Here is a 20,998-nt window from a genome sequence, read left to right as displayed (position 1 = left end):
GTGAAAGCGTGAGGCGGAGGGGCGCAAACGCCCCCTGCCTGTTCATAAAAAACATAATGGGAGGAACCAATGGATCGCCGTCAGTTACTGAAGATCCTCGCCGCAATGCCCGCCGCCTCGCTCGCCGGGCCCGCCTTCGCGCAGGATGCCGCCTGGCCGACCCGCGCCATGACCATGATCGTGCCGTTCCCGCCCGGCGGACAGGCGGACCTTGCCGCGCGCCCCATGGCGAACGCGATGACCAACATCCTGGGCCGCCCCGTGGTGGTGGAGAACCGCGGCGGCGCCGGTGGCGCCATCGGCAATGCGGCCGCCGCCAAAGCCCCGCCGGACGGCTACACCATGCTGATGACCCTGTCGTCGCTGGCGGTGCTGCCGGAATCCCAGAAGCTGTTCGGCCAGACCCCGTCCTATGAGATGAGCCAGCTCGTGCCCGTCGCGCGCATCCTCGCGGACCCGACCGTGCTGGCGGTGCCCGCCTCCGCGCCCTGGCGCACGGTCCAGGAACTGGTGGAAGACGCCAAGAAGCGACCGGGCAAGATCGAATACGGCTCCTCCGGCCGCTACGGCACCACCCATGTCTCCATGGCCATGTTCACCCATGCCGCCGGCATCGACATGCTGCACGTGCCCTATCAGGGCGGCGGCCCGTCGCTGACAGCCCTGGTGCAGAACGAGGTGCAGGCCATCGCCTCCGCCCCTGGCCCGCTGAAGCCGTTCCTCGACAAGGTGCGCGTGCTCGCCTGTTTCGGCGCCAAGCGCATTGACGCCTTCCCGGACGCGCCCACCTTCCAGGAGCTGGGCTATAAGAGCGTGGAATTCTACATCTGGGCCGGCCTGTTCCTGCCCGTGGGCGTGCCGGACCCGGTGGTGACAAAGCTGCGCACCTCCATCCGCGAGGCGATCCAGTCGCCGGACGTGGTGCGCATCCTGGATCATGCCGGCAGCCCGCCGGCCTATCTCGACATGCCGGAGTTCAAGGCGTTCGTCGCGGCCGACAGCGAGCGGCTGGTGGCAGCAGTGCGCGCCATCGGCAAGGTGGAATAGGCGGCATTTCCGCCGGCATCATCGCTCCCTCTCCCCGGCGGGGAGAGGGCTGGGGTAAGGGGGACAACCCTCTCAAGTCCTGAAGCGCCGGAGCCCCCTCACCCGTCTGCGGTGCCTCCGACCTCTCCCCCGCGGGGAGAGGTGAAAGACCGCAATCCCAGTACCGGGGCCGCCCTACCGCTGGCTCGCGGTCGGGAATATCCACTTGCCGTCCTTGAACGGCAGGAAGCTGCCATCGTCCACGCCCACCTCGGCCCCGATGAGGCCGTTGAGCTTGGTGTTCATGGCCATGATGAGATCGCCCGCCGCCTTGCCCTTCAAAGCGATGTTGTCCACCTCGTCCGGATCGTTCTGGAGATCGTAGATTTCAATGTCGTTCTTCCCCGTCAGATCTTCCCAGGTGGTGGGCGTGTTGAAGCCCTGCGGGGAGAAGTAGCGGGTGAAGCGGTAGCGACCATCGAACGTGCTGCGGATGGAGCAGCGGAGCTTGAAGTCCGGCGGCTGGTTCTGCATGGCGGCGATGCGCTGGGCGAGCGGAATGGTGTTGTTCGACTTCACGTCGAAATGGGCGGCCCACCGGGCATCCTGGTAGCTCAGCATGTTGTAGCAGAACAGCGATCCCGGCCGCAGCGTGTCCGGCTTCGCCGCCCCCGGCGTGGTGAGCAGCGCGGAGAAGTCATGCCCGGGCAGACCGTCCTTCGCCTGCTTCAGCTTGTCCGGCGCGGCGCCGGTGAGCGCAAGGATGGTGGGGGTGAGGTCCACCTGCGAGGTCACCGCATTGCAGGTGAGCCCGCCGGGATAGGCGGGATGGACGATCATCAGCGGCAGATGGTTCTGCTGGCGGTAGGTGGAATTGCCCTTGCCACGCATCTGGTGGTGGCCGCCCAGCTCACCATGGTCGGCAGTGAAGACGATGATGGTGTCGTCCGACATGCCGTTGGCCTTCACGGCCTCCAGCACGCGGGTGACCTGGAGGTCGCAGTCGCGGATGCAGTTGAAATAATAGTTCTGCAGCACCCGCCAGCGGCGATCCTCATCGGGCCACTGGCCGACAAGGAAATCCATGACCTCCTGGTAGATCTGCTGCGCCTTTGGCCGACCGGGGGCATCGAACGCCTGGGTGCGGGTGGACGGCAGCGGCATGTCCCAGGCCGCCTTGTAGAGCTCGTTCTCCGGCGCGCGGGCGATGGGCATGGACGACTGCTTGCCCTGCACCGTCTGGCCCGGCAGGTCCGAATTGATGAACATGACGTCGTGCGGATTGACGAAGTTCACCGCCAGATACCAGGGCTTCCCAGCCGCCTTCAGTTCCTGCCCCCTGGTGCGCAGCCAGCGGGTGACGAAGGCGGTGGTGGTGTCGTCGTAATTATAGCCGCCGAGGGTGCGGTCATTGATGTCGCCGACGCCGAAGAAGTCGTCGAAGCCGTAGCTCTCGATGATCTCGCGATATTTCGGGAATGGGGCGTCGATGGCCTCGTTCACCTGGTCGAGATTGATGGAGAGATGCCACTTGCCCTGATAGGCGGCGTGATAGCCGAGCTGGGCGAGGCGGTGACCCACGGTCTTCACGTCCGTCGACATGTCCGGCTGCCACAGGGCATTGGCATTGTCGAAGACGCCGGTGTGGGGAATATGCATGCCGGTATAGAGGGTCGAGCGGGCCGGCGAGCACACGCAGGATGCGGCCTGGTGGTTCGTGAAGGTGATGCCGTTGGCCTTGATCCATTCGCGGCCCGGCACCGGGAACGGCCATTTGTCGAAGAAGTGCTCCTGGTCCACCAGGATGAACAGGATGTTGTAGCCGCCGGGGGGGGCGTCAGGCGCCTTTATGGGCGAGGGCGCGTATGACGGCGCATCCCCGGCCTGTGCCACCTTTGGCAGGAGGCTCGTGCCCAGGAGCGCCGCGCCGGAGGTGAAAAGGTCCCTGCGGGACGGTTCAACCGAGGTCTCGGATTTCTTCGTCATGGCGCCGCCTCCATAGCCAAGCTGGCGGGACTGTCTCAGCTTCCGGTTTCATATTCCAGCGGAAACAGAAGAACTTATCCGTGACAAGAAAAGGCCGGCGCGCACGGGGGTACGCGCCGGCCAGGTGAAGCGGATGCAGGGAAGCCAGGCTCCCCTGCATCGCCCCGGGGGAAGCGGAAGCTGCCTATTTCTTCGGGATCACCGGCAGCAGCAGATAAGGCTGGTGCTGGGCATCCGCATGCAGGGTCACGTCGCCGCCGAAGATGGCGGCGGGGCGGTCGCGGGGATCGTCGTGGCGGAACGGGCCGACGCCGGTCCACTTCTTGCCGTGGGAATTCTCGGCCTCGCCGGGATCGCCGGGATAGACATAGTCCCGGCCGCGCACGGTGAGCGCGATGCGGTGGCCCGGCGGCACGACGATACAGGTGGGCCACACCTCCACATCCACCTCATAGACCTCGCCGGGGGTGAGCGGCTGGGCCTCGTCATGGGTGTGGTAGGGGCGGTAGGGCAGCGTGAGCGCCTTATCCAGCTTGCGGTGCGACACCCGCAGCCAGCCCTGCGCCACCGGGGTGTGCGGGTCCAGCGCGCCGCGGAACACCACTTCCTTCATGTCGGCGGTAAAGATGCGCACCACCAGGAACAGGTCCGCGTCCTCGGTTGCGGAGGAGACGAAGAGCTTGGCGGCGATGGGGCCGGTGAGCTCGGTCTCCTCCTTCAGCGGCGCCGTCATGAAGGTGACGCCGTCGCCAAGGCCCGCATAGGTCACGCTGCTCGAGGCCTGGGGCGCCATCCTGGAAAGGGTGTGCGCCTCGGGGTCGAGATAGAATTTGGTCCACTGGGTGCTCGCCAGTGGCCATTGCGTCTCGTGGCGCTCCACGAACCGCTCGCCAGGGTGGCGCACCTGGAGCTGCACCTTCGGCTGCTGGCCCCAGCCGGTGTCCTCGCCCTTCAGGAAGTGGCCGAAGAAGCGCTTTTGCAGTTCGACGCCGTAATCGGTGTAAAACTCGCTCCAGTGCTCGAGGCCGTGCACTTCGAGCCATTTGTCATTGCTCGCCGCGCGGGTGAACCCCTCGAAATTGCCGCGCGGATGCAGGCCCTGCCCGCCCCAATTGGCCGAGGAGAGGATGGGGACGTTCACCTTCGTCCAGTCCGGCATGCGCGACTGCCAGAATTCGTCCGTGTCCAGCTTGCGGGCGAGGCAGTCCTCGTAGAAGTCGTTGCGGTTGGCGCCCAACTCCTCCTCGGTGAGCGTCTCGGGCCCCGAGACCCAGCCGCCGGTCATCTTGCTCTTATAGCCGTTGGCGCCCTTGCCGTTCTGCAGCGGGTAGACCTGGGCGGTCGACCAGTCATGGGTGAAACCGTTGCAGAAGATGCCGCCATGGTGGGCCATGTCGCGGTAGAAGTCGGCGGCGCCTTCCCAGGTGCAGATGGCGGCGAGGTGCTTGGGCTGGAGCGCGGCCGCCTGCCACTGGTTCTCCGCATAATAGGAGATGCCGTTGAGCCCCACCTTGCCACTGGACCAGGGCTGGACGCCGGCCCATTCCACGCATTGGGCCAGATCCTGCGCCTCGCGCAGCGACCAGATGTCGATGACGCCCGGCGAGCGGCCGACGCCGCGTGAATCCACGCGGATGCAGACATAGCCGTCCGGCACCCACTTCTCCGGGTCCACGACTTCCCAGGCCTGGTACTTGTTGGTGGAGCCGGTGGGCACTTCCGGGTGGTTCTCGCACATCAGGCGCCACTGGCTGCCGTAGAGATCCTCGAAATGCAGCCACTTGCCATAGGGGCCGTAGGTCATGATGACCGGGTACTTGCCCTCCTTGATGGGGCGGTAGATGTCGCAGCGCAGGACCACGCCGTCATCCATGGTGATGGGCATGTCCCAGTCGATCCGCATGCCGTCGCGGATGTCGCTCTTCTCCCGGTAACGCATTGGCGTTGTTACCTCCCAGTTATTTATTGATTAGGCGCGTGTGAAAACGCAGATCGGGCGCGTTGCGGACTTCGCCGAAGACAACCCTCCCTATAATCTTTATGAACCTGCGTTTATTTGAATACAGGATCGCGCCGCCCGACTCCGATGCTGAGCGCATCTGGCGGTATAAAAGACATGCCGGACGCACGGGCAGCCGAGGTAGCTCCGAATCTCTTTCGGAACCTGACCAGCACGAGCGAAAGCGGCTTATTTATCGGATTATAAATTGAAGCCGTCAAGCATCGGCACGTTGCGCAGCGCAACACAGCCGTGCAGCGCAGCATGACCCTATCGTCATCGCACCACTTCTTGTTAGGAAAAAAATCATAGGACTCTTCTCCGCCACCCCGTCCACCTGCCTGATCATGCCCGACGTCGCAACAACCGCGGGAGACGAGGGTGAGACACGAAGATCCAGGACGAGAGTATCAGGAACTGCTGCGTATGAGGGCCGACCTCGCGGGACTGAACTTCATGTTCAAGCTGGCAAAATTCATCCGTGCGCAGAAAGCAAATTTCAATCGTAATCAGCCGCGGGTACCGATTGGGCATAGAGAAGGCGGAAGGTGGACAAGGGGCGACTACGGCGAACCAAGTCGAAACCAACAAACCGGTGGCCCAGACCGGACGCCTGACCTCCCTCCCTCCGGGACCGACAACACCAAGCCGGTTTTACCAGGCCCTAATAGCCAGGCGCCTTCCGAGGCCCGGCGGCTGCGGCCCAACTTCGATGTGCCTTTCGGGCCTGTGCTGCGGCCACGGCAAGCGGAAATTCCGACTGCCAACGGCCCGCTTTCGGTTGATGACCCGCCGTCAATTCCCCCGCAGCGCCCAATCAGTTTGGGTGAAAGACTGCGTACGGCCAGAAGCGTCGGCCAATGGCTGCTCAGAGCGGCGACACTCGCCAATACCGATCTTCGGATCACCGCTGTCAGGCTTGCTTTGCACGCGGCGCAATGGATGGTGGAAGAATACTGGCCCTACGTTGAAGCGTATTGGGAGGGACCGCGCACACTGCTGGAATTGCAAGAGGCCGTCAAGGTTCGGCGGAGAGGGACGGACATCCATCACATTGTAGAGCAGACACAGGCCCGAAAGGAGGGATTTCCAGAGTCCGCTATAAATTCCTCGGATAATTTGGTTCAGATATCCACTTTCACGCACTGGCAGATTACAGCTTGGTATCAAACTCCCATACAAGAACTTGACTGGCTAACTCCGCGAGAATACCTCCGCGATAAAGACTGGGATACAAAATATAGGATGGGCATTCGCGCTTTAGAGAATTACGGAGTGCTGATTCATGGCAATCACTGAACTTTCTCGTGCGCCCGACATCGCGCTCGTCGAAAAATTCATAGAAGTTTGCTTGGAACAGGAAAGCAAGAATGATGGCGATCACATTCAAGATTATAATAAATTAATCAGGAGAATGGTTAAAATAACTGAAGAAATGAAATCCCGCCCTGGAGACGCACGACGTCTTCTTACCCCCCTTTTTGGGCATTCAAGTTGGCAAGTTAGGGTAAGAGCGGCGATGAGTGCGTTTGCACTTGCCCCTATCGAAGCACGGCAAGTGCTGGAGCAAGTTCGTGCAACGCGCGTCAACCCTTATGCAGCCGACGCCAGCGGTATGCTCGCGGCCATAGATGCCGGTGAATATACACCTAAATAACGCAAGAGGCCGGCTCGCGTGAGCGAGCCGGCCTCTTCAGTGCTGCGCCGCTCAGGAGCCTCAGGCCCACTCGCCCTTCCGGAACACCGGCACGCGGCGCCCGTCCGCATGGACGCCGTCAATGTCGATCTCGCCGGAGCCGATCATCCAGTCGATATGGATCAGGCTCTTGTTCCCGCCCTGGGCGGCGATCTGCTCGGGGGTGAGCGAGGTGCCGTCCACGAAGCACTTGGAATAGCACTGGCCCAGCGCGATGTGGCAAGCGGCGTTCTCGTCGAACAGCGTGTTGAAGAACAGCAGCCCGCTCTTGGAGATGGGCGAGGAATGGGGCACCAGCGCCACCTCGCCGAGCCGGCGGGAGCCCTCGTCCGTGTCCAGCACCTTGTTGAGGACCGCTTCGCCCTTCGAGGCCTTCGCCTCCACGATGCGCCCTTCCTCGAAGCGCACCGCGATGTTGTCGATCAGCGTGCCCTGGTAGGAGAGCGGCTTGGTGGAGGAGACATGCCCGTCCACCCGGCGGGCGTGCGGGGTGGTGAATACCTCCTCGGTGGGGATGTTGGCATTGCAGGTGACGCCGTTCTTCGCCGTGGACGCGCCGCCCTGCCACTCGTGGCCGTCCGCAAGGCCCACCACGAGGTCCGTGCCCGGCCCGGTAAAATGCAGCGCATGGAAGCGCTGGCCGTTCAGCCATTCGGTGCGGCTGCGCAGCGCCGCATTGTGGGCCGCCCAGGCAGCGACGGGGTCGTCCAGGTCGACGCGCGAGGCGGCGAAGATGGCGTCCGCGAGCTTCGCCACCGCCACATCCTCCTCATCGCCGGGGAAGACGAGCTTCGCCCAGGAGGCGCCGGGGAAGGCGATGATGTTCCAGTTGATGTCGAAGCCGGCAATCTTCTCCAAGGCCGGCTGGTAGGCGATGGAATTGGCTTTGTTGGCCCGCGCCACCTTGGCCGGGTCCTCGCCTGACAGCAGCATGGGGTTGTCGCCGACGATGGCGAGGCGCGCCGTATTGGCGGAAAAGGCCTTCGCGACGCCGTCATAGAGCCACGTGGGCGCGCGGTCAAAGCTCGCATCCGGGGCATGGCGATAGCGCGCGAGCGTGACCTGCTCGTCGGAGAGGATCGGCGTCACGAGGCCGGCGCCGGCCTTGTAGGCATGCTCGGCGATGCGCCGCACCAGGGGGAGCGCCGCCACGGGGGCCGTGAGGAACAGGTCCTGGCCCGGCTGCAATTGGAGCCCGACCCTGACAGCCACCTCCGCCAGCCTGTCGAGCTTCACCGGGTCGATGGATGCGGAGATGTTGCGCTGGTGCGTGGTCATAGGCGGGCCCGAAGCTGTTGGTCTTGAGATAGATAGGCCGATCCGGCGGCCTTGCCAGAATCCTATCCGACGGAAATGCGGCGGCGCGAGGATTTACGGGCCGCGCATCATCTCCAGGTGATATGGAATGACATTGGCTCTCGGTGGAGAGCGTCCCGACAGCCCGCGTTGCCCTCCGGTAGCCCCAAAAATGCCCGCTACCCCTTGCCTTTCGGTCATTTCTCCACTATCTGACCCTCCGTCCGAGACAGCGCCCTAAAGGCGGAGGCCGTCCCGGCGGGCCGGGAGTGCGGGATACGCGCTCCTTGATCTTCTGGAGGCAGCCCGCCCTGGCTTTCGTCGGCACCGCTTCCGACGCAATCAACCTGCTTCGTTTCGCGCGGCCTTTGCGCCGGCCCATCGGCTCGTCCGGTGGCGGCTCGGGTGTCATCCGGGCCATCCGCGCGGCACGAGGCGTCCAAACCAGGACGCCGGCGCCAGACAGTTCGGAGACTAGATGTCCTTCGCAGAAACCACGCGTGAAGATTTTGCCTCGTTGCTCGACGAGAGCTTCGGCCGCGCCGATGTCCAGGAAGGCGCCGTCGTTAAGGGAATTGTGGTCGCCATCGAGAAGGATCTGGCGATCATCGATATCGGTCTGAAGACCGAAGGCCGTGTTGCGCTGCGCGAGTTCGCCGGCCCCGGCCGCGAAAGCACCATCCAGATCGGCGAAGAAGTCGAGGTGTATCTCGAGCGGGTCGAGAACGCCATGGGCGAAGCCGTCCTCTCGCGCGACAAGGCGCGCCGCGAGGAGAGCTGGGTGAAGCTTGAAAAGGCGTTCACCGCCAATGAGAAGGTCACGGGCGTGATCTTCAACCAGGTGAAGGGCGGCTTCACCGTCGATCTCGACGGCGCCGTGGCCTTCCTTCCGCGCTCTCAGGTGGACATCCGCCCGATCCGCGACGTCGGCCCGCTGATGCACAACCAGCAGCCCTTCCAGATCCTCAAGATGGATCGCCGCCGCGGCAACATCGTCGTGTCGCGCCGCACCGTGCTTGAGGAAACCCGCGCCGAGCAGCGCCACGAGCTGGTCCAGAACCTCGAAGAGGGTCAGGCCATCGAGGGCGTGGTGAAGAACATCACCGATTACGGCGCGTTCGTGGACCTCGGCGGCATTGACGGCCTGCTGCATGTCACCGACATCGCGTGGCGCCGCGTGAACCACCCCACCGAAGTGCTGAACATCGGCCAGTCGGTGAAGGTGAAGATCATCAAGATCAATCACGAGACCCACCGCATCTCGCTCGGCATGAAGCAGCTCCTGGGCGATCCCTGGGAAGGCATCGAGGCCAAGTATCCGGTGGAGGCCCGTTTCAAGGGTCGCGTCACCAACATCACCGACTACGGCGCGTTCGTGGAGCTGGAGCCGGGCATCGAAGGCCTCATCCACGTCTCCGAAATGTCGTGGACCAAGAAGAACGTCCACCCCGGCAAGATCGTCTCCACCTCCCAGGAGGTCGAGGTGCAGGTGCTCGAGGTGGATCCCGCCAAGCGCCGTATTTCGCTGGGTCTCAAGCAGACCCTGCAGAATCCGTGGGAGGCGTTCGCCGAGAAGTTCGCCCCCGGCGCGACCGTGGAAGGCGAGGTCAAGAACAAGACCGAGTTCGGCCTGTTCCTCGGCCTCGACGGCGATGTGGACGGCATGGTCCATCTCTCGGACCTCGACTGGAACCGTCCCGGCGAGCAGGTGATCGACGAATTCCGCAAGGGCGACGTCATCAAGGCCATCGTCCTCGACGTGGATGTCGAGAAGGAGCGCATCTCGCTCGGCATCAAGCAGCTCGCCGGTGATCCCTTCGCGGACGCGGGCGATGTGAAGAAGGGCGCCATCGTCACCTGCGAAGTCACCGACGTGAAGGACGGCGGCATCGAGGTGAAGCTCACGGGCACCGACCTCAGCGCCTTCATCAAGCGCTCCGAGCTCGCCCGCGAGCGCAACGACCAGCGCCCCGAGCGCTTCAATGTCGGCGAGAAGCTGGACGCCCGCGTCACCCTGTTCGACCGCAAGGCGCGCAAGGTGCAGGTCTCCGTCAAGGCTCTGGAGATCGCCGAGGAGAAGGAAGCCGTGGCCCAGTACGGGTCGCAGGATTCCGGCGCCTCGCTGGGCGATATCCTGGGCGCCGCCCTCAAGCAGCGCGCCAAGGACAACGAAGACGAGGAGTGAGCGGCGGCCGCAAGGCCACCCTCATCCGATGCTTAAGGAAAAGGCCGGCGCTTCGCCGGCCTTTTTCATTGTCACGTCACAGCTGCCACGACATCCTGCGCGCGATCTCATGCTCCGGGGAGCCCCCGCATGCCGACGCGCACCCTCAAAACCCTTTGCCTCGCCTCTGTCGTTGCCGCCTGTGCCGGCGCCGCCGCGGCGCAGAGCCCGAGCGCCCCGGACCTTAGCGCCCGCATTCCCTCCGTGATCCCCAAGGTGGAGGAAGAGGTCGCACGGGGCATGCGCCTGTTCGACATCCCCGGCGTCGCGGTCGGCATCATCTCCGGCGACAAGCTGGTCTACGGCAAGGGCTTCGGCGTCCGCTCCAAGGGCGGCAAGGAGCCGGTGGACACGAAGACCGTGTTCCAGATCGGCTCCGCCACAAAAGCCTTCCTCGCCGCCACCCTCGCCATCAGCGTGGATAAGGGCGCGTTCCAATGGGACAGCCGGGTGGTGGATCTCGAACCCACCTTCCAGCTGAAGGACCCTTGGACCACGCGCGAATTCCGGGTGTTCGACCTGATCGCGCAGCGCTCCAGCCTGCCGCCTTACGTCAACGACGTTCTCACGGCCCTCGGCTATGACGAGCCGCAGATCGTCCGGTCCCTGCGCTATGCGGAGCCCATCAGCAGCTTCCGCAGCGCCTTCTCCTATACCAACGTCACCCACCTCCTCGCCGGCCGCATGGTGGCGCGGCAGCGCGGGGTGGCGGACTGGAACGCGCTGGTCGCGAAGGACATCCTCGGCCCGCTGGGCATGAAGGACACGAGCTGGACGGCGGAAACCATCAGCGCCGCGCCGAACCACGCCATGGGCAATCGCTGGACCCCGAAGGGATCCGTGGAGATCCCCTTCGATTCCTCCTTCCCCTATCTCCTGGGTCCGGCCGGCAACCTCAACTCCAACGTCGAGGACGCCTCCCGCTGGCTGCGCCTGCAGCTGGGCAACGGCACCTTCGAGGGCAACCGCATCGTCTCGCCGGAGAATCTCGCCGCGACGCGGGTCGCGCGGGTCGGCGTCACCGACACCATGTCCTACGCGCAGGGATGGGCGCTCACCCAGACGCCCCATGGCCGGGTCATCTGGCACAATGGCGGCACCAGCGGCTTCGGCACCCATATGGGCTTCCTGCCGGACTATGGGGTCGGCGTGGTGGTCCTGAGCAGCCTCGAAAACCAGGGCTTCGCCGACGCCCTCGCCATGACCCTCTACGACACCCTCATCGGCAACCCGCCCACGGACCATGTGAAGATTGCCTTCGACCGCGCGCAGGCCAATGCCGCAAGCACGGACAAGCGCTTCACCCGGCCCGCCAATGCCGCGGCCAGCCCGGACCTCGCCGGGCTCGCCGGCACCTATGGCAGCGACATGTTCGGGGATACCCTCGTGGAGCGGAAGGACGACGGCCTGCTCCTCACCCTGAAGGACACCGGCGCGAAGCTCACCCTCCAGCCGTTCGACGGCTCCATCTTCCTGGTCCATCTGGTGGGCGAGGGCAAGTTCGCGCCCGTGGCCGCCATGGGGGGCGACGCGCCCCTCGGCTTCATGGACTTCCAGGCGGATGCGAACGGCAAGCTCGCGACCATGACCTGGCTCTATGACGATACCCAGTCCTATCCCTTCAAGCGCAAATGATGCGGGCGTGACGGGGGCCGGCGGCGCGGGTCAGGCGCCGCCGCTTGCAAAGGCGCCGCCGGGGAGCTTAAGTGCCCGCCCGCACGGGGGTGGCCGGAGAGTTCAAGATGTCGCTCGACGTGGACCAGATCGTGGACCGCCGCAGGCTCCGCAGCAAGCTCACCTTCTGGCGCGTGGTGGGGGTGCTGGCCGTGGTCATCGCCATCGGCGCTGCCAGCTACGCGACCATCGGCCGGCGCTTCACGGAAGGCGGGCCCCACGTGGCGCGGGTCGTGATCGGCGGGCTCATCCGCAACGACCGTGACCGGGTGCAGCTTCTGGACCGCGTGGCGCGCTCCAACGCCTCCGCCGTGATCCTCTCCATCGACAGCCCCGGCGGCACGGTCACCGGATCCGAGCAGTTGTTCAATGCGCTGCGCCGCCTGGCGGAGAAGAAGCCTGTGGTGGCGGTGGTGGAAGGCATGGCCGCGTCCGGCGCCTATATTGCCGCCATGGGCGCCGACCATATCGTCGCCCGCCGCAACGCCATCGTCGGCTCGGTGGGCGTGATCTTCCAGTTCCCCAACTTCACCGACCTCCTGAAGACGGTGGGCGTGACGGTGGAGGACATCAAGTCCAGCCCACTGAAGGCTTCGCCGAACCCATATGAGGCGACGCCCCCGGAAGCGCGCGCGGCCATCAACAGCCTGGTCATGGACAGCTATGCTTGGTTCAAGGGCCTGGTGGGCGAGCGGCGCCAGCTTTCGGACGCCAAGCTCGCCACCGTGACCGATGGGCGCGTCTTCACCGGCCATCAGGCCCTGGAATTGCAACTTGTGGACGAAATCGGCGACGAGCGCACGGCACGCGCCTGGCTCGCGCGCGAGAAGGGCGTGCCTGAAAGCATGCGCACTCGCACCTGGCGCTCCCCGGCCGTGGGCGACGAGTTCGGCTGGCTGACCGGCAGCGTGGGCGGCTTCCTGGACTCCGTCGGCCTCGGCGCCGTGGCGCGCGTGATGTCGCAGTTCACCGAAGGGGTGTGGGAGCGGGCTCAGCTTGACGGCCTGCTGGCCCTCTGGCACCCTCGGTCAGGATCTTGAAAAAGCGCATGGTTCAACATTTTCCGCTGCCAAATCCGGGGGCGGAGGGGGCGGGACATTCGGGTGCGGGGAAGCTGGCCGTCATGATCAAGTCGGAGCTCGTCCAGAAGATCGCGGACGCGAACCCGCATCTCTATCAGCGGGACGTCGAGAATATCGTCAACGCCATCCTGGAGCAGATCGTCTCCGCGCTCTCCCGGGGCGACCGGGTGGAGCTGCGCGGCTTCGGCGCCTTCTCCGTGAAGAAGCGCGACGCACGCACCGGGCGCAACCCGCGCACGGGCAAGCAGGTGGATGTGAGCGAGAAAGCCGTGCCCTATTTCAAGACCGGCAAGGAGATGCGCGAGCGTCTCAACAGCGGGGCGTGAGCGAACCGTGCGGCGTGTCCTCTCCCTTATTATCGGCATTCCCGTCTGTGTCCTGGTGGTCGCGCTCGCTGTGGCGAACCGCCGGCTGGTGACACTGTCGTTCAATCCGTTCAGCCCTGACACCGGCGCATTGTCGGTGAGCGTGCCGCTGTTCGCGGTGATCTTCGCGGCGCTGATCCTCGGCGTTGTGCTGGGTGGGGCCGTGGCCTGGTTCGGCCAGGGCCGCTTCCGCCGCGAGGCGCGCCGCGCCCGCCGCATCGTTCCCCCGCCCGCGCCCAGCGGGCCGGCCTTGCCCGCGCCTGTCCGGCGGGGCTGAAGCACACACCTGAATAAGGCGTCATGCCCGGGCTTGACCCGGGCATCTCCCTCCGCTGGGTAGAGATCCCCGGGTCAAGCCCGGGGATGACGGCTCGGCCGGGATCTAATGCCCGACGCTCCGCGTCACTTCCAGCCGCGCGCGCTCGGCGTCCAGCTTCTCGATGATCAGCTTCACCACCAGCGTCAGCAGCGCCACCCCGGCCAGCACGGTCGCCGCCGCGAACGCGGCCGTCGCCAGACTGTCCTGATAGAGCAGCTCGATCTGCAGCGGCAGGGTAGAGGTCTGGCCGCGGATATTGCCGGACACCACCGAGACCGCGCCGAACTCGCCCATGACCCGCGCATTGCACAGTGCGGCGCCATAAAGCAGCGCAAAGCGCACATTGGGCAGGGTGACGGTGCGCAGGATGCGCCAGCCGGAGGCGCCCAGCGTCACCGCAGCCTCTTCCTCCTCGCGCCCCTGCGCCATCATCAAGGGGATGATCTCGCGGGCGACGAAGGGCGCGGTCACGAACAGGCTCGCCAGCACGATGCCCGGCACGGCGAACATGATCTTGATGTCGTAGGCCTCCAGCAGCGGCCCCAGCAGGCCCTGTGCGCCATAGACGAAGAGATAGGCGACGCCCGCCACGATGGGCGAGATGGAGAAGGGCAGCTCGATGAGCGCCAGCAGCAGCCCCCGCCCGGGAAAGCTGAACTTGGTCACGGTCCAGGCGGCGGCGATGCCGAAGCACACGTTCACCGGCACGCAGACGAGCGCGGTGAAGAGGGTGAGCCCCACCGCATGCAGCGTGTCCGGCCGCACGAGGCTTTGGCCGTAAACCACCCAGCCCCGCTTCAGCGCCTCCGTGAAGATCACGGCCAAAGGCGCGATCACCACCACGGCTGTGACGATGAGAACCAGGGTGATGAGCACAGCGCGGGTGACAGCCCCGTCGCCGACGCGCTTGCGGTTGGCTGCGCTGCCTTCGCTCATCTCAATCCTCCCGAATGGCGCGGCGCTGGTGCCACGCCTGGATGAGGTTGACCGTCAGCAGCATGATGAAGGCGAAGCCCAGCATGGTGACGGCGATGGCGGCGGCGGCAGGATAGTCATATTCCTCCAGCCGGATGAAGGTGAGCAGCGCCACCACTTCCGTGCGGAACGGCTGGTTGCCGGCGATGAACACCACCGCCCCGAACTCCCCCAGCGAGCGGGCGAAGGCGAGGGAGGCACCAGCGAGGAAGGCCGGGAAGATGGCGGGCAGGATCACGGTCCAGAACACCCGGAGCTGGGACGCGCCCAGCGTGGTGGCCGCCTCCTCCACGTCCGCCTCCAGATCCTCCAGCACCGGCTGCACGGTGCGCACCACGAAGGGGATGCTGGTGAAGGCCATGGCGCAGACGATGCCGGCGGGCGCATAGGCCATCTGGATGCCCCAGTCCGCGAGCGGCGCGCCGAACCAGCCGTTCTTGGCCAGCAAGGCGGTGAGCGCGAGGCCGGCCACCGCGGTCGGCAGGGCGAAGGGCACGTCCACCAAGGTGTCGAGGAAGCGCCGGCCGGGAAAGTCGTAGCGCACCAGCACCCAGGCCAGCGCGAGCCCGTATATGGCGTTGAAGAGGGTGGCGGCGGCGGCAGCGCCGATGGTGATCTGGAAGGAGGCGAGGGTCCGCGGCGAAGTGATGATCGCCCAATAGCGCACCAGCCCCACGTCCGAGGCCTGAAGGATCAGCGCCGCGATGGGCAGAAGGACGATGAGGCCGAGATAGGTGAGCGTGATGCCGAGCGACAGGCGAAAGCCCGGTATGACGCTGAACATGTGCGGGCCCTCTTTGGGGTCGCGCGGCGGACCGCCTGGGTGAGGCGCGTTATATGCAGGCGTGCGAAGGGTTTGTCGAGCGGGGGCTACCGACCGGAGCGACCGTCATGCCCGGGCTCGTCCCGGGCATCCACGGCTATCCCCCAGCCCGCACCTCGCGGAGCCGCGTGGATCCCCGGATCAAGTCCGGGGATGACGGCGGATTGGCTTCATGGATTGTCCCGCTTCGAGCGGCACGCCCCCAGGGATCAATAGCCCGGCAGGTCGAAGCGGCTCGGCAGGGGATAGCGGCCGGGGATGAACCCGTTGTTGTCGCCCGCGCCATAGGTCGGGAAGAAGTAGCTCGCCGGCAGGGCGTAGTCCAAATAGGACTTGGAGCCGGGCTTCACCACCGTGCCCGCATCCAGCGGCGAGCGCTGGGTGATGACGATGATCTGGCGCTTCTTCTGGGTCGAGGCGGTCGTGCGGGAGGAGGAGGTCGAGGTCTGTGCCTCGGCCACGCCGATGGCCGCGAAGGTCAACGCGGCGGCGAGGGTGAGAAGCGGCACGACACGCATGGAAGCCTCCGAAGGAACCGTCAGTGTTCCGGTTACGTCACAAACGCAGTCTAAGCAAGGAACCCCGTCGGGTCGAGGCTGGTTCCGCCGAGGCACCGCCTCGCGTCGCCTCGTGCGCCAACCATTTGAAATGAAGAGGTTTAAGAATTTCGTGACGGTCGGGCCGCTCGCCGGCGGCCATGCGGTTGCGGCGGTGCGTGTCGGGCGCGCCACACCTATGCGCGGGGTTGAGATTGCGCGCGCGGCCGCATGGGCCTAAAAGCACGCGTTTCCGGCACGTGAGCCGGTCAAATCCGAAGGTCTGTCATGGGTTACAAGGTCGCCATTGCCGGCGCCACGGGAAACGTGGGCCGGGAGATCCTCTCGATCCTCGATGAGCGGGGCTTCCCCGCCGACGAGGTTGTCGCACTCGCGTCGCGCCGCTCCATGGGCGTCGAGGTCTCCTATGGCGATAAAACCTTGAAGGTGAAGGACCTCGCCACCTACGACTTTTCCGACACCGACATCTGCCTGATGTCGGCGGGCGGCGCCGTGTCCAAGGAATTCTCGCCCAAGATCGGCGCGGCCGGCTGCGTTGTCATCGACAATTCCTCCCAGTGGCGCACCGATCCGGACGTGCCGCTGATCGTGCCGGAGGTGAATGCCGACGCCATCACCGGCTTCACCAAGAAGAACATCATCGCCAACCCCAACTGCTCCACCGCCCAGCTGGTGGTGGCGCTGAAGCCGCTCCACGATGCGGCGAAGATCAAGCGGGTGGTGGTCTCGACCTATCAGTCCGTCTCCGGCGCCGGCAAGGACGCCATGGACGAACTGTTCTCGCAGACCCGCGCGGTGTTCGTCTCCGACCCGGTGGAGCCGAAGACGTTTCCCAAGCGCATCGCCTTCAATCTGATCCCCCAGATCGACGTGTTCATGGAGGACGGGTTCACGAAGGAAGAGTGGAAGATGGTGGTCGAGACCAAGAAGATCCTCGACCCCAAGATCAAGCTCGTCGCCACCTGCGTGCGGGTGCCGGTGTTCGTCTCCCACTCCGAATCCGTGAACGTGGAGTTCGAGGAGCCCTTGTCCGCGGAGGAGGCCCGCAAGATCCTGCGCAATGCGCCGGGCGTGCTGGTCATCGATACCCGCGAGACCGGCGGCTACATCACCCCGCACGAAGCGGCGGGCGAGGACGCCACCTACATTTCGCGCCTGCGCGACGACCCGACCGTGGACAACGGCATCGCCTTCTGGTGCGTGTCGGACAATCTGCGCAAGGGCGCGGCGCTGAACGCAGTGCAGATCGCCGAAGTGCTGATAAACCGCAAGCTCATCACCTCGCGCCGCAAGGCGGCGTGAGGTCCGCCCGCCGCGCGGTCAGGCCCTGATCGCGACCGGCAGGCCGTACGCATCCTGGTGCGGCGGATCGGGATAGGAGACGGCCTCTCCCCTCGCGATCCGCCGGGCCGTCCAGGCGCAGGCGCACGCGTCGATCACATCGTCGAGGCCTGCCTTCAGGCGCACCGCCGTTTCCCTCCTCAGCAATTCCGTCGGCATGCCCTGCGCCGCCAGGAGCGCGATGCGCGCGGCGAGCCCTTCCGGCCAGACTCGTCCCTTCACCTTCTTCGGCGTCAGCAGCGGCGCCCCCTGCATGGTGCGGAAGCTCACCTCCGGATGGCATTCGAGGAGGCGTCCGCGCAACTGCGGCTCCCGGCGCAGCACCTCGTCCACCTGCAGGATCTTCGGGAAAATGTGGAAACACTGCTTGGAGACCGCGCGGGACGGCTCCGACGCGGCCCGGCTGGCGGCGCAGGCCTTGCGATAGCGCTCGCCCTCATCTCCGTCCGTGCCGCCGCCAGCCATCACCGCCGCGCGGGGCGGCACCGAGAAAACGCTGGACTGCCGCATGCCGAGGAGCGGCCGCACCAGCCGCTCGGGCGCCCGGCCGCCAAGTCCCGTCCGCTCCGACAGGCCTATGGGGATGTCGATGGCGGCGATCTCGGGCCCCTGCCCGTCCGCGAAAAGATCCTCTACCCGCGCGAGCCGTGAAAGCTCGAGCGCGCCCGCCCCATCCCACCGCGCGCAGACCCAGCCGCCGTGGCAGCCGTCCAGGCCCGCAAAGGGAAGCGATGAGGCCATCTTCATCCCCCACTCGCGCATTTTGCGCGATTTCATCCCGTCTGCGGCATTTGCCTGTTCAATCTCGACCATAGCCGCTCTAGTTTGCGACGCACGCATTGTCTGGGGAGAGGCCATGAGCATCCGTCCGCGCCGCAGCGTCCTCTACATGCCGGGCTCCAATGCCCGCGCTTTGGAGAAGGCACGCACCTTGCCCGCCGACGGCGTCATCCTCGACCTTGAGGACGCCGTCGCCCCCGACGCCAAGGCGGAAGCGCGCGGGCGCGTCGTCGAGACGGTGAAGGCCGGCGGCTTCGGGCCGCGCGAGGTGGTGATCCGGGTCAACGGCCTCGATACCCCCTGGGGCATGGACGACATCGAGGCGGCGGCATCCGCAAAGCCCGACGCCATCCTCATCCCCAAGGTGCAGGACCCCCAACAGCTCGTCACGGTCGGTGAACGGCTCGACGCCCTCGGCCTGCCCGCGCAGACGCGGGTCTGGGCCATGATCGAGACCCCCATCGCCATCCTCGACATCAAGGCGGTGGCAGCGGCGGCGCTGAACCCGCTCACCCGCCTCTCGGTGTTCGTGCTCGGCACCAACGATCTCGCCAAGGAAACCCGCGCCGCCCTCATTCCCGGCCGCGCGCCCATGTATTCTTGGCTCATGCAGGTGATCGCCGGCGGCCATGCCTATGGCATCGACGTGCTGGACGGGGTGTGGAACGCCTTCCAGGACATGGACGGCTTTGCAGCCGAATGCGCCCAGGGCGTCGAGATGGGCATGGACGGCAAGACGCTGATCCATCCGAGCCAGATCGAGCCCTGCAACACCGCCTTCAGCCCACCCGGGACCGAGGTGGCGAGGGCCCGGTCCATCATCGCCGCCTTCGACCTGCCGGAGAACGCCTCCAAGGGCGTGATCCAGCTGGACGGGCGCATGGTGGAGCGCATGCATGCGGACATGGCCCGGCGCACCGTCGCGCTCGCGGACGCCATCGCCGCGAAGGAGTGATCGAATGGCCCTGCGCATCGTCATGCTGGCTTACCCGGACATGACGCAACTCGACCTCACCGCCCCGTTCGAGGTGTTCACGCGCCTGCCGGAGGCCGAGGTCCAACTGGTCTGGAAGAAGACCAAGCCCATCAAGGATGCCTCCGGCCTCACCCTCGTGCCGGACGCCAAATTCTCCAAGGTGGACGGCTGCGACGTGCTGTTCGTGCCCGGCGGCCCGGGCCAGCTCCCGCTGATGGAGGATGAGGAGACCCTCGCCTTCCTGCGCCGCATGGCGGCGGGCGCGCGCTATGTCACGTCCGTCTGCACCGGGTCGCTGATCCTGGCCGCTGCCGGCCTCCTCATGGGCTACCGCGCCACCTGCCACTGGCTGTCGCTGGAGCAGCTCTCATTCCTGGGTGCGACGCCGGTGGCCGAGCGCGTGGTGGTGGACCGCAACCGCATCACCGGCGCGGGCGTCACCTCGGGCATCGACTTCGCCCTGACCATGGCGCGCGAGATCGCCGGCGAGAACGAGGCCCGGCGCATCGGCCTTGCCATCGAGTACGATCCCCGGCCGCCCTTCCCGAGCCTTGGCGATGAGGACCCGCGCCTGGTGGAGGAGGTGCGCCTGCGCACCGCCGTGTTCCAGCAGCGCCGGGCCGCAGTCGCGCGGACCGTCGGCGAACGCCTCCTCAACAATCCGGATTTCGCATGAAGCTTTATCGCTACCTCACCGGCCCCGACGACGTGGCCTTCTGCAAGCGCGTCAGTGCGGCGCTCAACAAGGGCTGGCAGCTCTATGGCGCGCCCACCCTCACCTTCGACCCGGTGAAGGGCCGCGTCATCTGCGGCCAGACCATCGTGAAGGACGTGCAGGGCCAGTGGTCCGACGACGTGACGCTCTCCGACTATTGAGCTGCCGCCATCTGCGGCGCGCCCTCCGCAAGGGCGGCCGCCAGGGTCCGGGCGGTGGGGGCGAGCAGCACCACCGCCACGTCCACGTCGTCTCCCACCTGCATGAACTCTTCCTTCACCGCGGCGGTGAGGTCCGCCACGGCGGCGCGGGCGCGCGCCACGCTCCACTCGGGATCAAAGCCGAGATGCAGCTCCACCATCATCCGCCCGCCATGGCTGCGGGTGCGGATGTCGCCCAGCTCCTCGAAATCGTCGAACCGGCGGGTGAGCGCCTTCAGGATGCGCAGCTGCCCCGCCTCGCCTATGGCCTGGTCGAGCAGCGAGCCCAGCGAGTTCGTCAGCATCTCGTAGATGTTGAAGATCATGAAGCCGATCACCACGAAGGAGGCGATCGGATCGAGATAGGAGATCCATTCCACGCTGTGGAAGGTGGAGGTGACGACCGTCACGCAGAACACCGCGCCCGAGGAGCAGGCGGAGACCACATGCACCCGCGCCTGCGCCGCTAGCACCGGCGAGCGTGATTCGCGGGCGAGCCGCCGGGCCTTGCGGTTGAGATACAGGTTGCCGGCCACCGCCACGGCGGTCACCACGAGGCCAAAGCCCGCGCCGCTCACGGGTTCCGGGTGCAGCAGGCCCATCACCGCGCGGGCAGTGGCGATGATGACCAGGATGATCTGGAGCACCGCGATCATCAGCTCGGCAAGATTCTCAAGCTTCCCAAGGCCATAGGCGAAACGCTCCGCCTTGGACTTGTGCGCGATGCGCAGCACCAGCCAGCACGCCGTGAGCGAGGTGAGGTCGAAGGAGGTGGCGAGCAGGTCGGTGAGCACCGCCGCCGAATTGGTGAGGGTGGCCGCCAGAATATAAAACGGAAAGATGCAGGCCACGAAACACATGGCCTGGAAAGACAGAGTCTGGCTGCTCGATCCCGACACGCGTGCCCTCCGGATTGCTTTGCCGGCATCACGGCTAATGATGAGCCCGACGTCAAGCAGCGGTT

20 protein-coding genes are annotated in these 20,998 nt (G+C 65.8%); 12 read left to right on the top strand and 8 right to left on the bottom strand.

The window, feature by feature from the left end:
* Positions 1 to 69 precede the first annotated feature (69 nt).
* A complete protein-coding gene (locus ABLE91_RS26465) occupies positions 70 to 1,047 on the top strand; it encodes a Bug family tripartite tricarboxylate transporter substrate binding protein (RefSeq protein WP_348935546.1) in 978 nt (325 codons plus the stop codon).
* A gap of 174 nt (positions 1,048 to 1,221) precedes the next feature.
* Here the strand turns inward: ABLE91_RS26465 and ABLE91_RS26460 are convergent, their stop codons facing one another.
* The gene (locus tag ABLE91_RS26460; protein WP_348935545.1) at positions 1,222 to 3,012 is read right to left on the bottom strand and encodes a sulfatase family protein; all 1,791 of its coding nucleotides are present in this window, start codon (positions 3,010 to 3,012) and stop codon (positions 1,222 to 1,224) included.
* A 184-nt stretch (positions 3,013 to 3,196) separates the two neighbouring features.
* Positions 3,197 to 4,951: a CocE/NonD family hydrolase gene (locus ABLE91_RS26455; protein WP_348935544.1), complete on the bottom strand. Its 1,755-nt coding sequence runs from the start codon at positions 4,949 to 4,951 to the stop codon at positions 3,197 to 3,199.
* 441 nt (positions 4,952 to 5,392) lie between these two features.
* On the opposite strand from ABLE91_RS26455, the gene ABLE91_RS26450 reads away from it, so the two are divergent.
* Together ABLE91_RS26450 and ABLE91_RS26445 are read left to right on the top strand one after the other, a co-directional pair.
* Entirely contained in the window at positions 5,393 to 6,310 is a 918-nt protein-coding gene (locus tag ABLE91_RS26450) for a hypothetical protein (RefSeq protein WP_348935543.1), read from the top strand.
* Positions 6,297 to 6,668: a DUF2019 domain-containing protein gene (locus ABLE91_RS26445; protein WP_348935542.1), complete on the top strand. Its 372-nt coding sequence runs from the start codon at positions 6,297 to 6,299 to the stop codon at positions 6,666 to 6,668. The genes ABLE91_RS26450 and ABLE91_RS26445 overlap by 14 nt, the downstream gene beginning before the upstream one ends.
* A gap of 60 nt (positions 6,669 to 6,728) precedes the next feature.
* Here ABLE91_RS26445 and ABLE91_RS26440 read toward each other — a convergent pair whose 3' ends face one another.
* Positions 6,729 to 7,985: an aminopeptidase gene (locus ABLE91_RS26440; RefSeq protein ID WP_348935541.1), complete on the bottom strand. Its 1,257-nt coding sequence runs from the start codon at positions 7,983 to 7,985 to the stop codon at positions 6,729 to 6,731.
* A 496-nt stretch (positions 7,986 to 8,481) separates the two neighbouring features.
* Between ABLE91_RS26440 and rpsA the strand changes: the two genes are divergently transcribed.
* The 5 genes from rpsA (at position 8,482) to ABLE91_RS26415 (ending at position 13,625) form a co-directional block, all read left to right on the top strand.
* Positions 8,482 to 10,188: a 30S ribosomal protein S1 gene (gene rpsA, locus ABLE91_RS26435; protein WP_348935540.1), complete on the top strand. Its 1,707-nt coding sequence runs from the start codon at positions 8,482 to 8,484 to the stop codon at positions 10,186 to 10,188.
* Between the two features lie 129 nt (positions 10,189 to 10,317).
* On the top strand, positions 10,318 to 11,862 hold the full coding sequence (locus ABLE91_RS26430) for a serine hydrolase (protein ID WP_348935539.1): 1,545 nt from the start codon (positions 10,318 to 10,320) through the stop codon (positions 11,860 to 11,862).
* Between the two features lie 107 nt (positions 11,863 to 11,969).
* Positions 11,970 to 12,941: a signal peptide peptidase SppA gene (sppA, locus tag ABLE91_RS26425; protein WP_348935599.1), complete on the top strand. Its 972-nt coding sequence runs from the start codon at positions 11,970 to 11,972 to the stop codon at positions 12,939 to 12,941.
* Between the two features lie 83 nt (positions 12,942 to 13,024).
* Positions 13,025 to 13,309, top strand: coding sequence for an integration host factor subunit beta (gene ihfB / locus ABLE91_RS26420; RefSeq protein WP_348935538.1), 285 nt, complete (start codon positions 13,025 to 13,027; stop codon positions 13,307 to 13,309).
* A 7-nt stretch (positions 13,310 to 13,316) separates the two neighbouring features.
* Entirely contained in the window at positions 13,317 to 13,625 is a 309-nt protein-coding gene (locus ABLE91_RS26415) for a lipopolysaccharide assembly protein LapA domain-containing protein (protein ID WP_348935537.1), read from the top strand.
* A gap of 105 nt (positions 13,626 to 13,730) precedes the next feature.
* On the opposite strand, the gene cysW is transcribed toward ABLE91_RS26415, so the two are convergent.
* From cysW to ABLE91_RS26400, 3 genes are all read right to left on the bottom strand, one after another.
* The gene (gene cysW / locus ABLE91_RS26410; protein WP_348935536.1) at positions 13,731 to 14,603 is read right to left on the bottom strand and encodes a sulfate ABC transporter permease subunit CysW; all 873 of its coding nucleotides are present in this window, start codon (positions 14,601 to 14,603) and stop codon (positions 13,731 to 13,733) included.
* A gap of 1 nt (position 14,604) precedes the next feature.
* Positions 14,605 to 15,426, bottom strand: a complete 822-nt coding sequence (gene cysT / locus ABLE91_RS26405) for a sulfate ABC transporter permease subunit CysT (protein WP_348935535.1) — start codon at positions 15,424 to 15,426, stop codon at positions 14,605 to 14,607.
* Between the two features lie 248 nt (positions 15,427 to 15,674).
* Positions 15,675 to 15,983, bottom strand: a complete 309-nt coding sequence (locus ABLE91_RS26400; RefSeq protein ID WP_348935534.1) for a hypothetical protein — start codon at positions 15,981 to 15,983, stop codon at positions 15,675 to 15,677.
* Between the two features lie 306 nt (positions 15,984 to 16,289).
* Here ABLE91_RS26400 and ABLE91_RS26395 point away from each other — a divergent pair, with 306 nt between their 5' ends.
* On the top strand, positions 16,290 to 17,324 hold the full coding sequence (locus ABLE91_RS26395) for an aspartate-semialdehyde dehydrogenase (protein ID WP_348935533.1): 1,035 nt from the start codon (positions 16,290 to 16,292) through the stop codon (positions 17,322 to 17,324).
* A gap of 18 nt (positions 17,325 to 17,342) precedes the next feature.
* On the opposite strand, the gene ABLE91_RS26390 is transcribed toward ABLE91_RS26395, so the two are convergent.
* Positions 17,343 to 18,104 (bottom strand): DUF429 domain-containing protein, encoded by a 762-nt coding sequence (locus ABLE91_RS26390; protein ID WP_348935532.1) that lies wholly within the window; start codon positions 18,102 to 18,104, stop codon positions 17,343 to 17,345.
* Between the two features lie 115 nt (positions 18,105 to 18,219).
* Here ABLE91_RS26390 and ABLE91_RS26385 point away from each other — a divergent pair, with 115 nt between their 5' ends.
* Genes ABLE91_RS26385 through ABLE91_RS26375 form a run of 3 tightly spaced genes read left to right on the top strand, consistent with a single transcriptional unit; the run spans position 18,220 to position 19,995 of the window.
* Positions 18,220 to 19,098, top strand: coding sequence for an HpcH/HpaI aldolase/citrate lyase family protein (locus ABLE91_RS26385; RefSeq protein WP_348935531.1), 879 nt, complete (start codon positions 18,220 to 18,222; stop codon positions 19,096 to 19,098).
* Positions 19,099 to 19,102: 4 nt separating this feature from the next.
* Positions 19,103 to 19,795 (top strand): DJ-1/PfpI family protein, encoded by a 693-nt coding sequence (locus ABLE91_RS26380; protein ID WP_348935530.1) that lies wholly within the window; start codon positions 19,103 to 19,105, stop codon positions 19,793 to 19,795.
* A complete protein-coding gene (locus ABLE91_RS26375) occupies positions 19,792 to 19,995 on the top strand; it encodes a DUF1737 domain-containing protein (protein WP_348935529.1) in 204 nt (67 codons plus the stop codon). The genes ABLE91_RS26380 and ABLE91_RS26375 overlap by 4 nt, the downstream gene beginning before the upstream one ends.
* Here the strand turns inward: ABLE91_RS26375 and ABLE91_RS26370 are convergent.
* A complete protein-coding gene (locus ABLE91_RS26370) occupies positions 19,989 to 20,933 on the bottom strand; it encodes a cation diffusion facilitator family transporter (protein ID WP_348935528.1) in 945 nt (314 codons plus the stop codon). The two genes, ABLE91_RS26375 and ABLE91_RS26370, sit on opposite strands and share 7 nt — an antisense overlap.
* Between the last annotated feature and the right edge of the window lie 65 nt (positions 20,934 to 20,998).

Origin of the sequence: Aquabacter albus, assembly GCF_040049275.1 — a bacterium.
Classification (GTDB): Bacteria; Pseudomonadota; Alphaproteobacteria; order Rhizobiales; family Xanthobacteraceae; genus Aquabacter.
Note: the sequence above shows the minus strand (reverse complement) of the source record. Positions and strands in the feature narration are given on the sequence as shown.

Bases quoted from the DNA above. Each gene is read 5' to 3' on its own strand.
- ABLE91_RS26465 (WP_348935546.1), top strand. From the start codon at position 70: ATGGATCGCCGTCAGTTACTGAAGATCCTCGCCGCAATGCCCGCCGCC.
- ABLE91_RS26460 (WP_348935545.1), bottom strand. From the start codon at position 3,012: ATGACGAAGAAATCCGAGACCTCGGTTGAACCGTCCCGCAGGGACCTT.
- ABLE91_RS26455 (WP_348935544.1), bottom strand. From the start codon at position 4,951: ATGCGTTACCGGGAGAAGAGCGACATCCGCGACGGCATGCGGATCGAC.
- ABLE91_RS26445 (WP_348935542.1), top strand. From the start codon at position 6,297: ATGGCAATCACTGAACTTTCTCGTGCGCCCGACATCGCGCTCGTCGAA.
- ABLE91_RS26440 (WP_348935541.1), bottom strand. From the start codon at position 7,985: ATGACCACGCACCAGCGCAACATCTCCGCATCCATCGACCCGGTGAAG.
- rpsA (WP_348935540.1), top strand. From the start codon at position 8,482: ATGTCCTTCGCAGAAACCACGCGTGAAGATTTTGCCTCGTTGCTCGAC.
- ABLE91_RS26430 (WP_348935539.1), top strand. From the start codon at position 10,318: ATGCCGACGCGCACCCTCAAAACCCTTTGCCTCGCCTCTGTCGTTGCC.
- sppA (WP_348935599.1), top strand. From the start codon at position 11,970: ATGTCGCTCGACGTGGACCAGATCGTGGACCGCCGCAGGCTCCGCAGC.
- ihfB (WP_348935538.1), top strand. From the start codon at position 13,025: ATGATCAAGTCGGAGCTCGTCCAGAAGATCGCGGACGCGAACCCGCAT.
- cysW (WP_348935536.1), bottom strand. From the start codon at position 14,603: ATGAGCGAAGGCAGCGCAGCCAACCGCAAGCGCGTCGGCGACGGGGCT.
- cysT (WP_348935535.1), bottom strand. From the start codon at position 15,426: ATGTTCAGCGTCATACCGGGCTTTCGCCTGTCGCTCGGCATCACGCTC.
- ABLE91_RS26400 (WP_348935534.1), bottom strand. From the start codon at position 15,983: ATGCGTGTCGTGCCGCTTCTCACCCTCGCCGCCGCGTTGACCTTCGCG.
- ABLE91_RS26395 (WP_348935533.1), top strand. From the start codon at position 16,290: ATGGGTTACAAGGTCGCCATTGCCGGCGCCACGGGAAACGTGGGCCGG.
- ABLE91_RS26390 (WP_348935532.1), bottom strand. From the start codon at position 18,104: ATGGCCTCATCGCTTCCCTTTGCGGGCCTGGACGGCTGCCACGGCGGC.
- ABLE91_RS26385 (WP_348935531.1), top strand. From the start codon at position 18,220: ATGAGCATCCGTCCGCGCCGCAGCGTCCTCTACATGCCGGGCTCCAAT.
- ABLE91_RS26380 (WP_348935530.1), top strand. From the start codon at position 19,103: ATGGCCCTGCGCATCGTCATGCTGGCTTACCCGGACATGACGCAACTC.
- ABLE91_RS26375 (WP_348935529.1), top strand. From the start codon at position 19,792: ATGAAGCTTTATCGCTACCTCACCGGCCCCGACGACGTGGCCTTCTGC.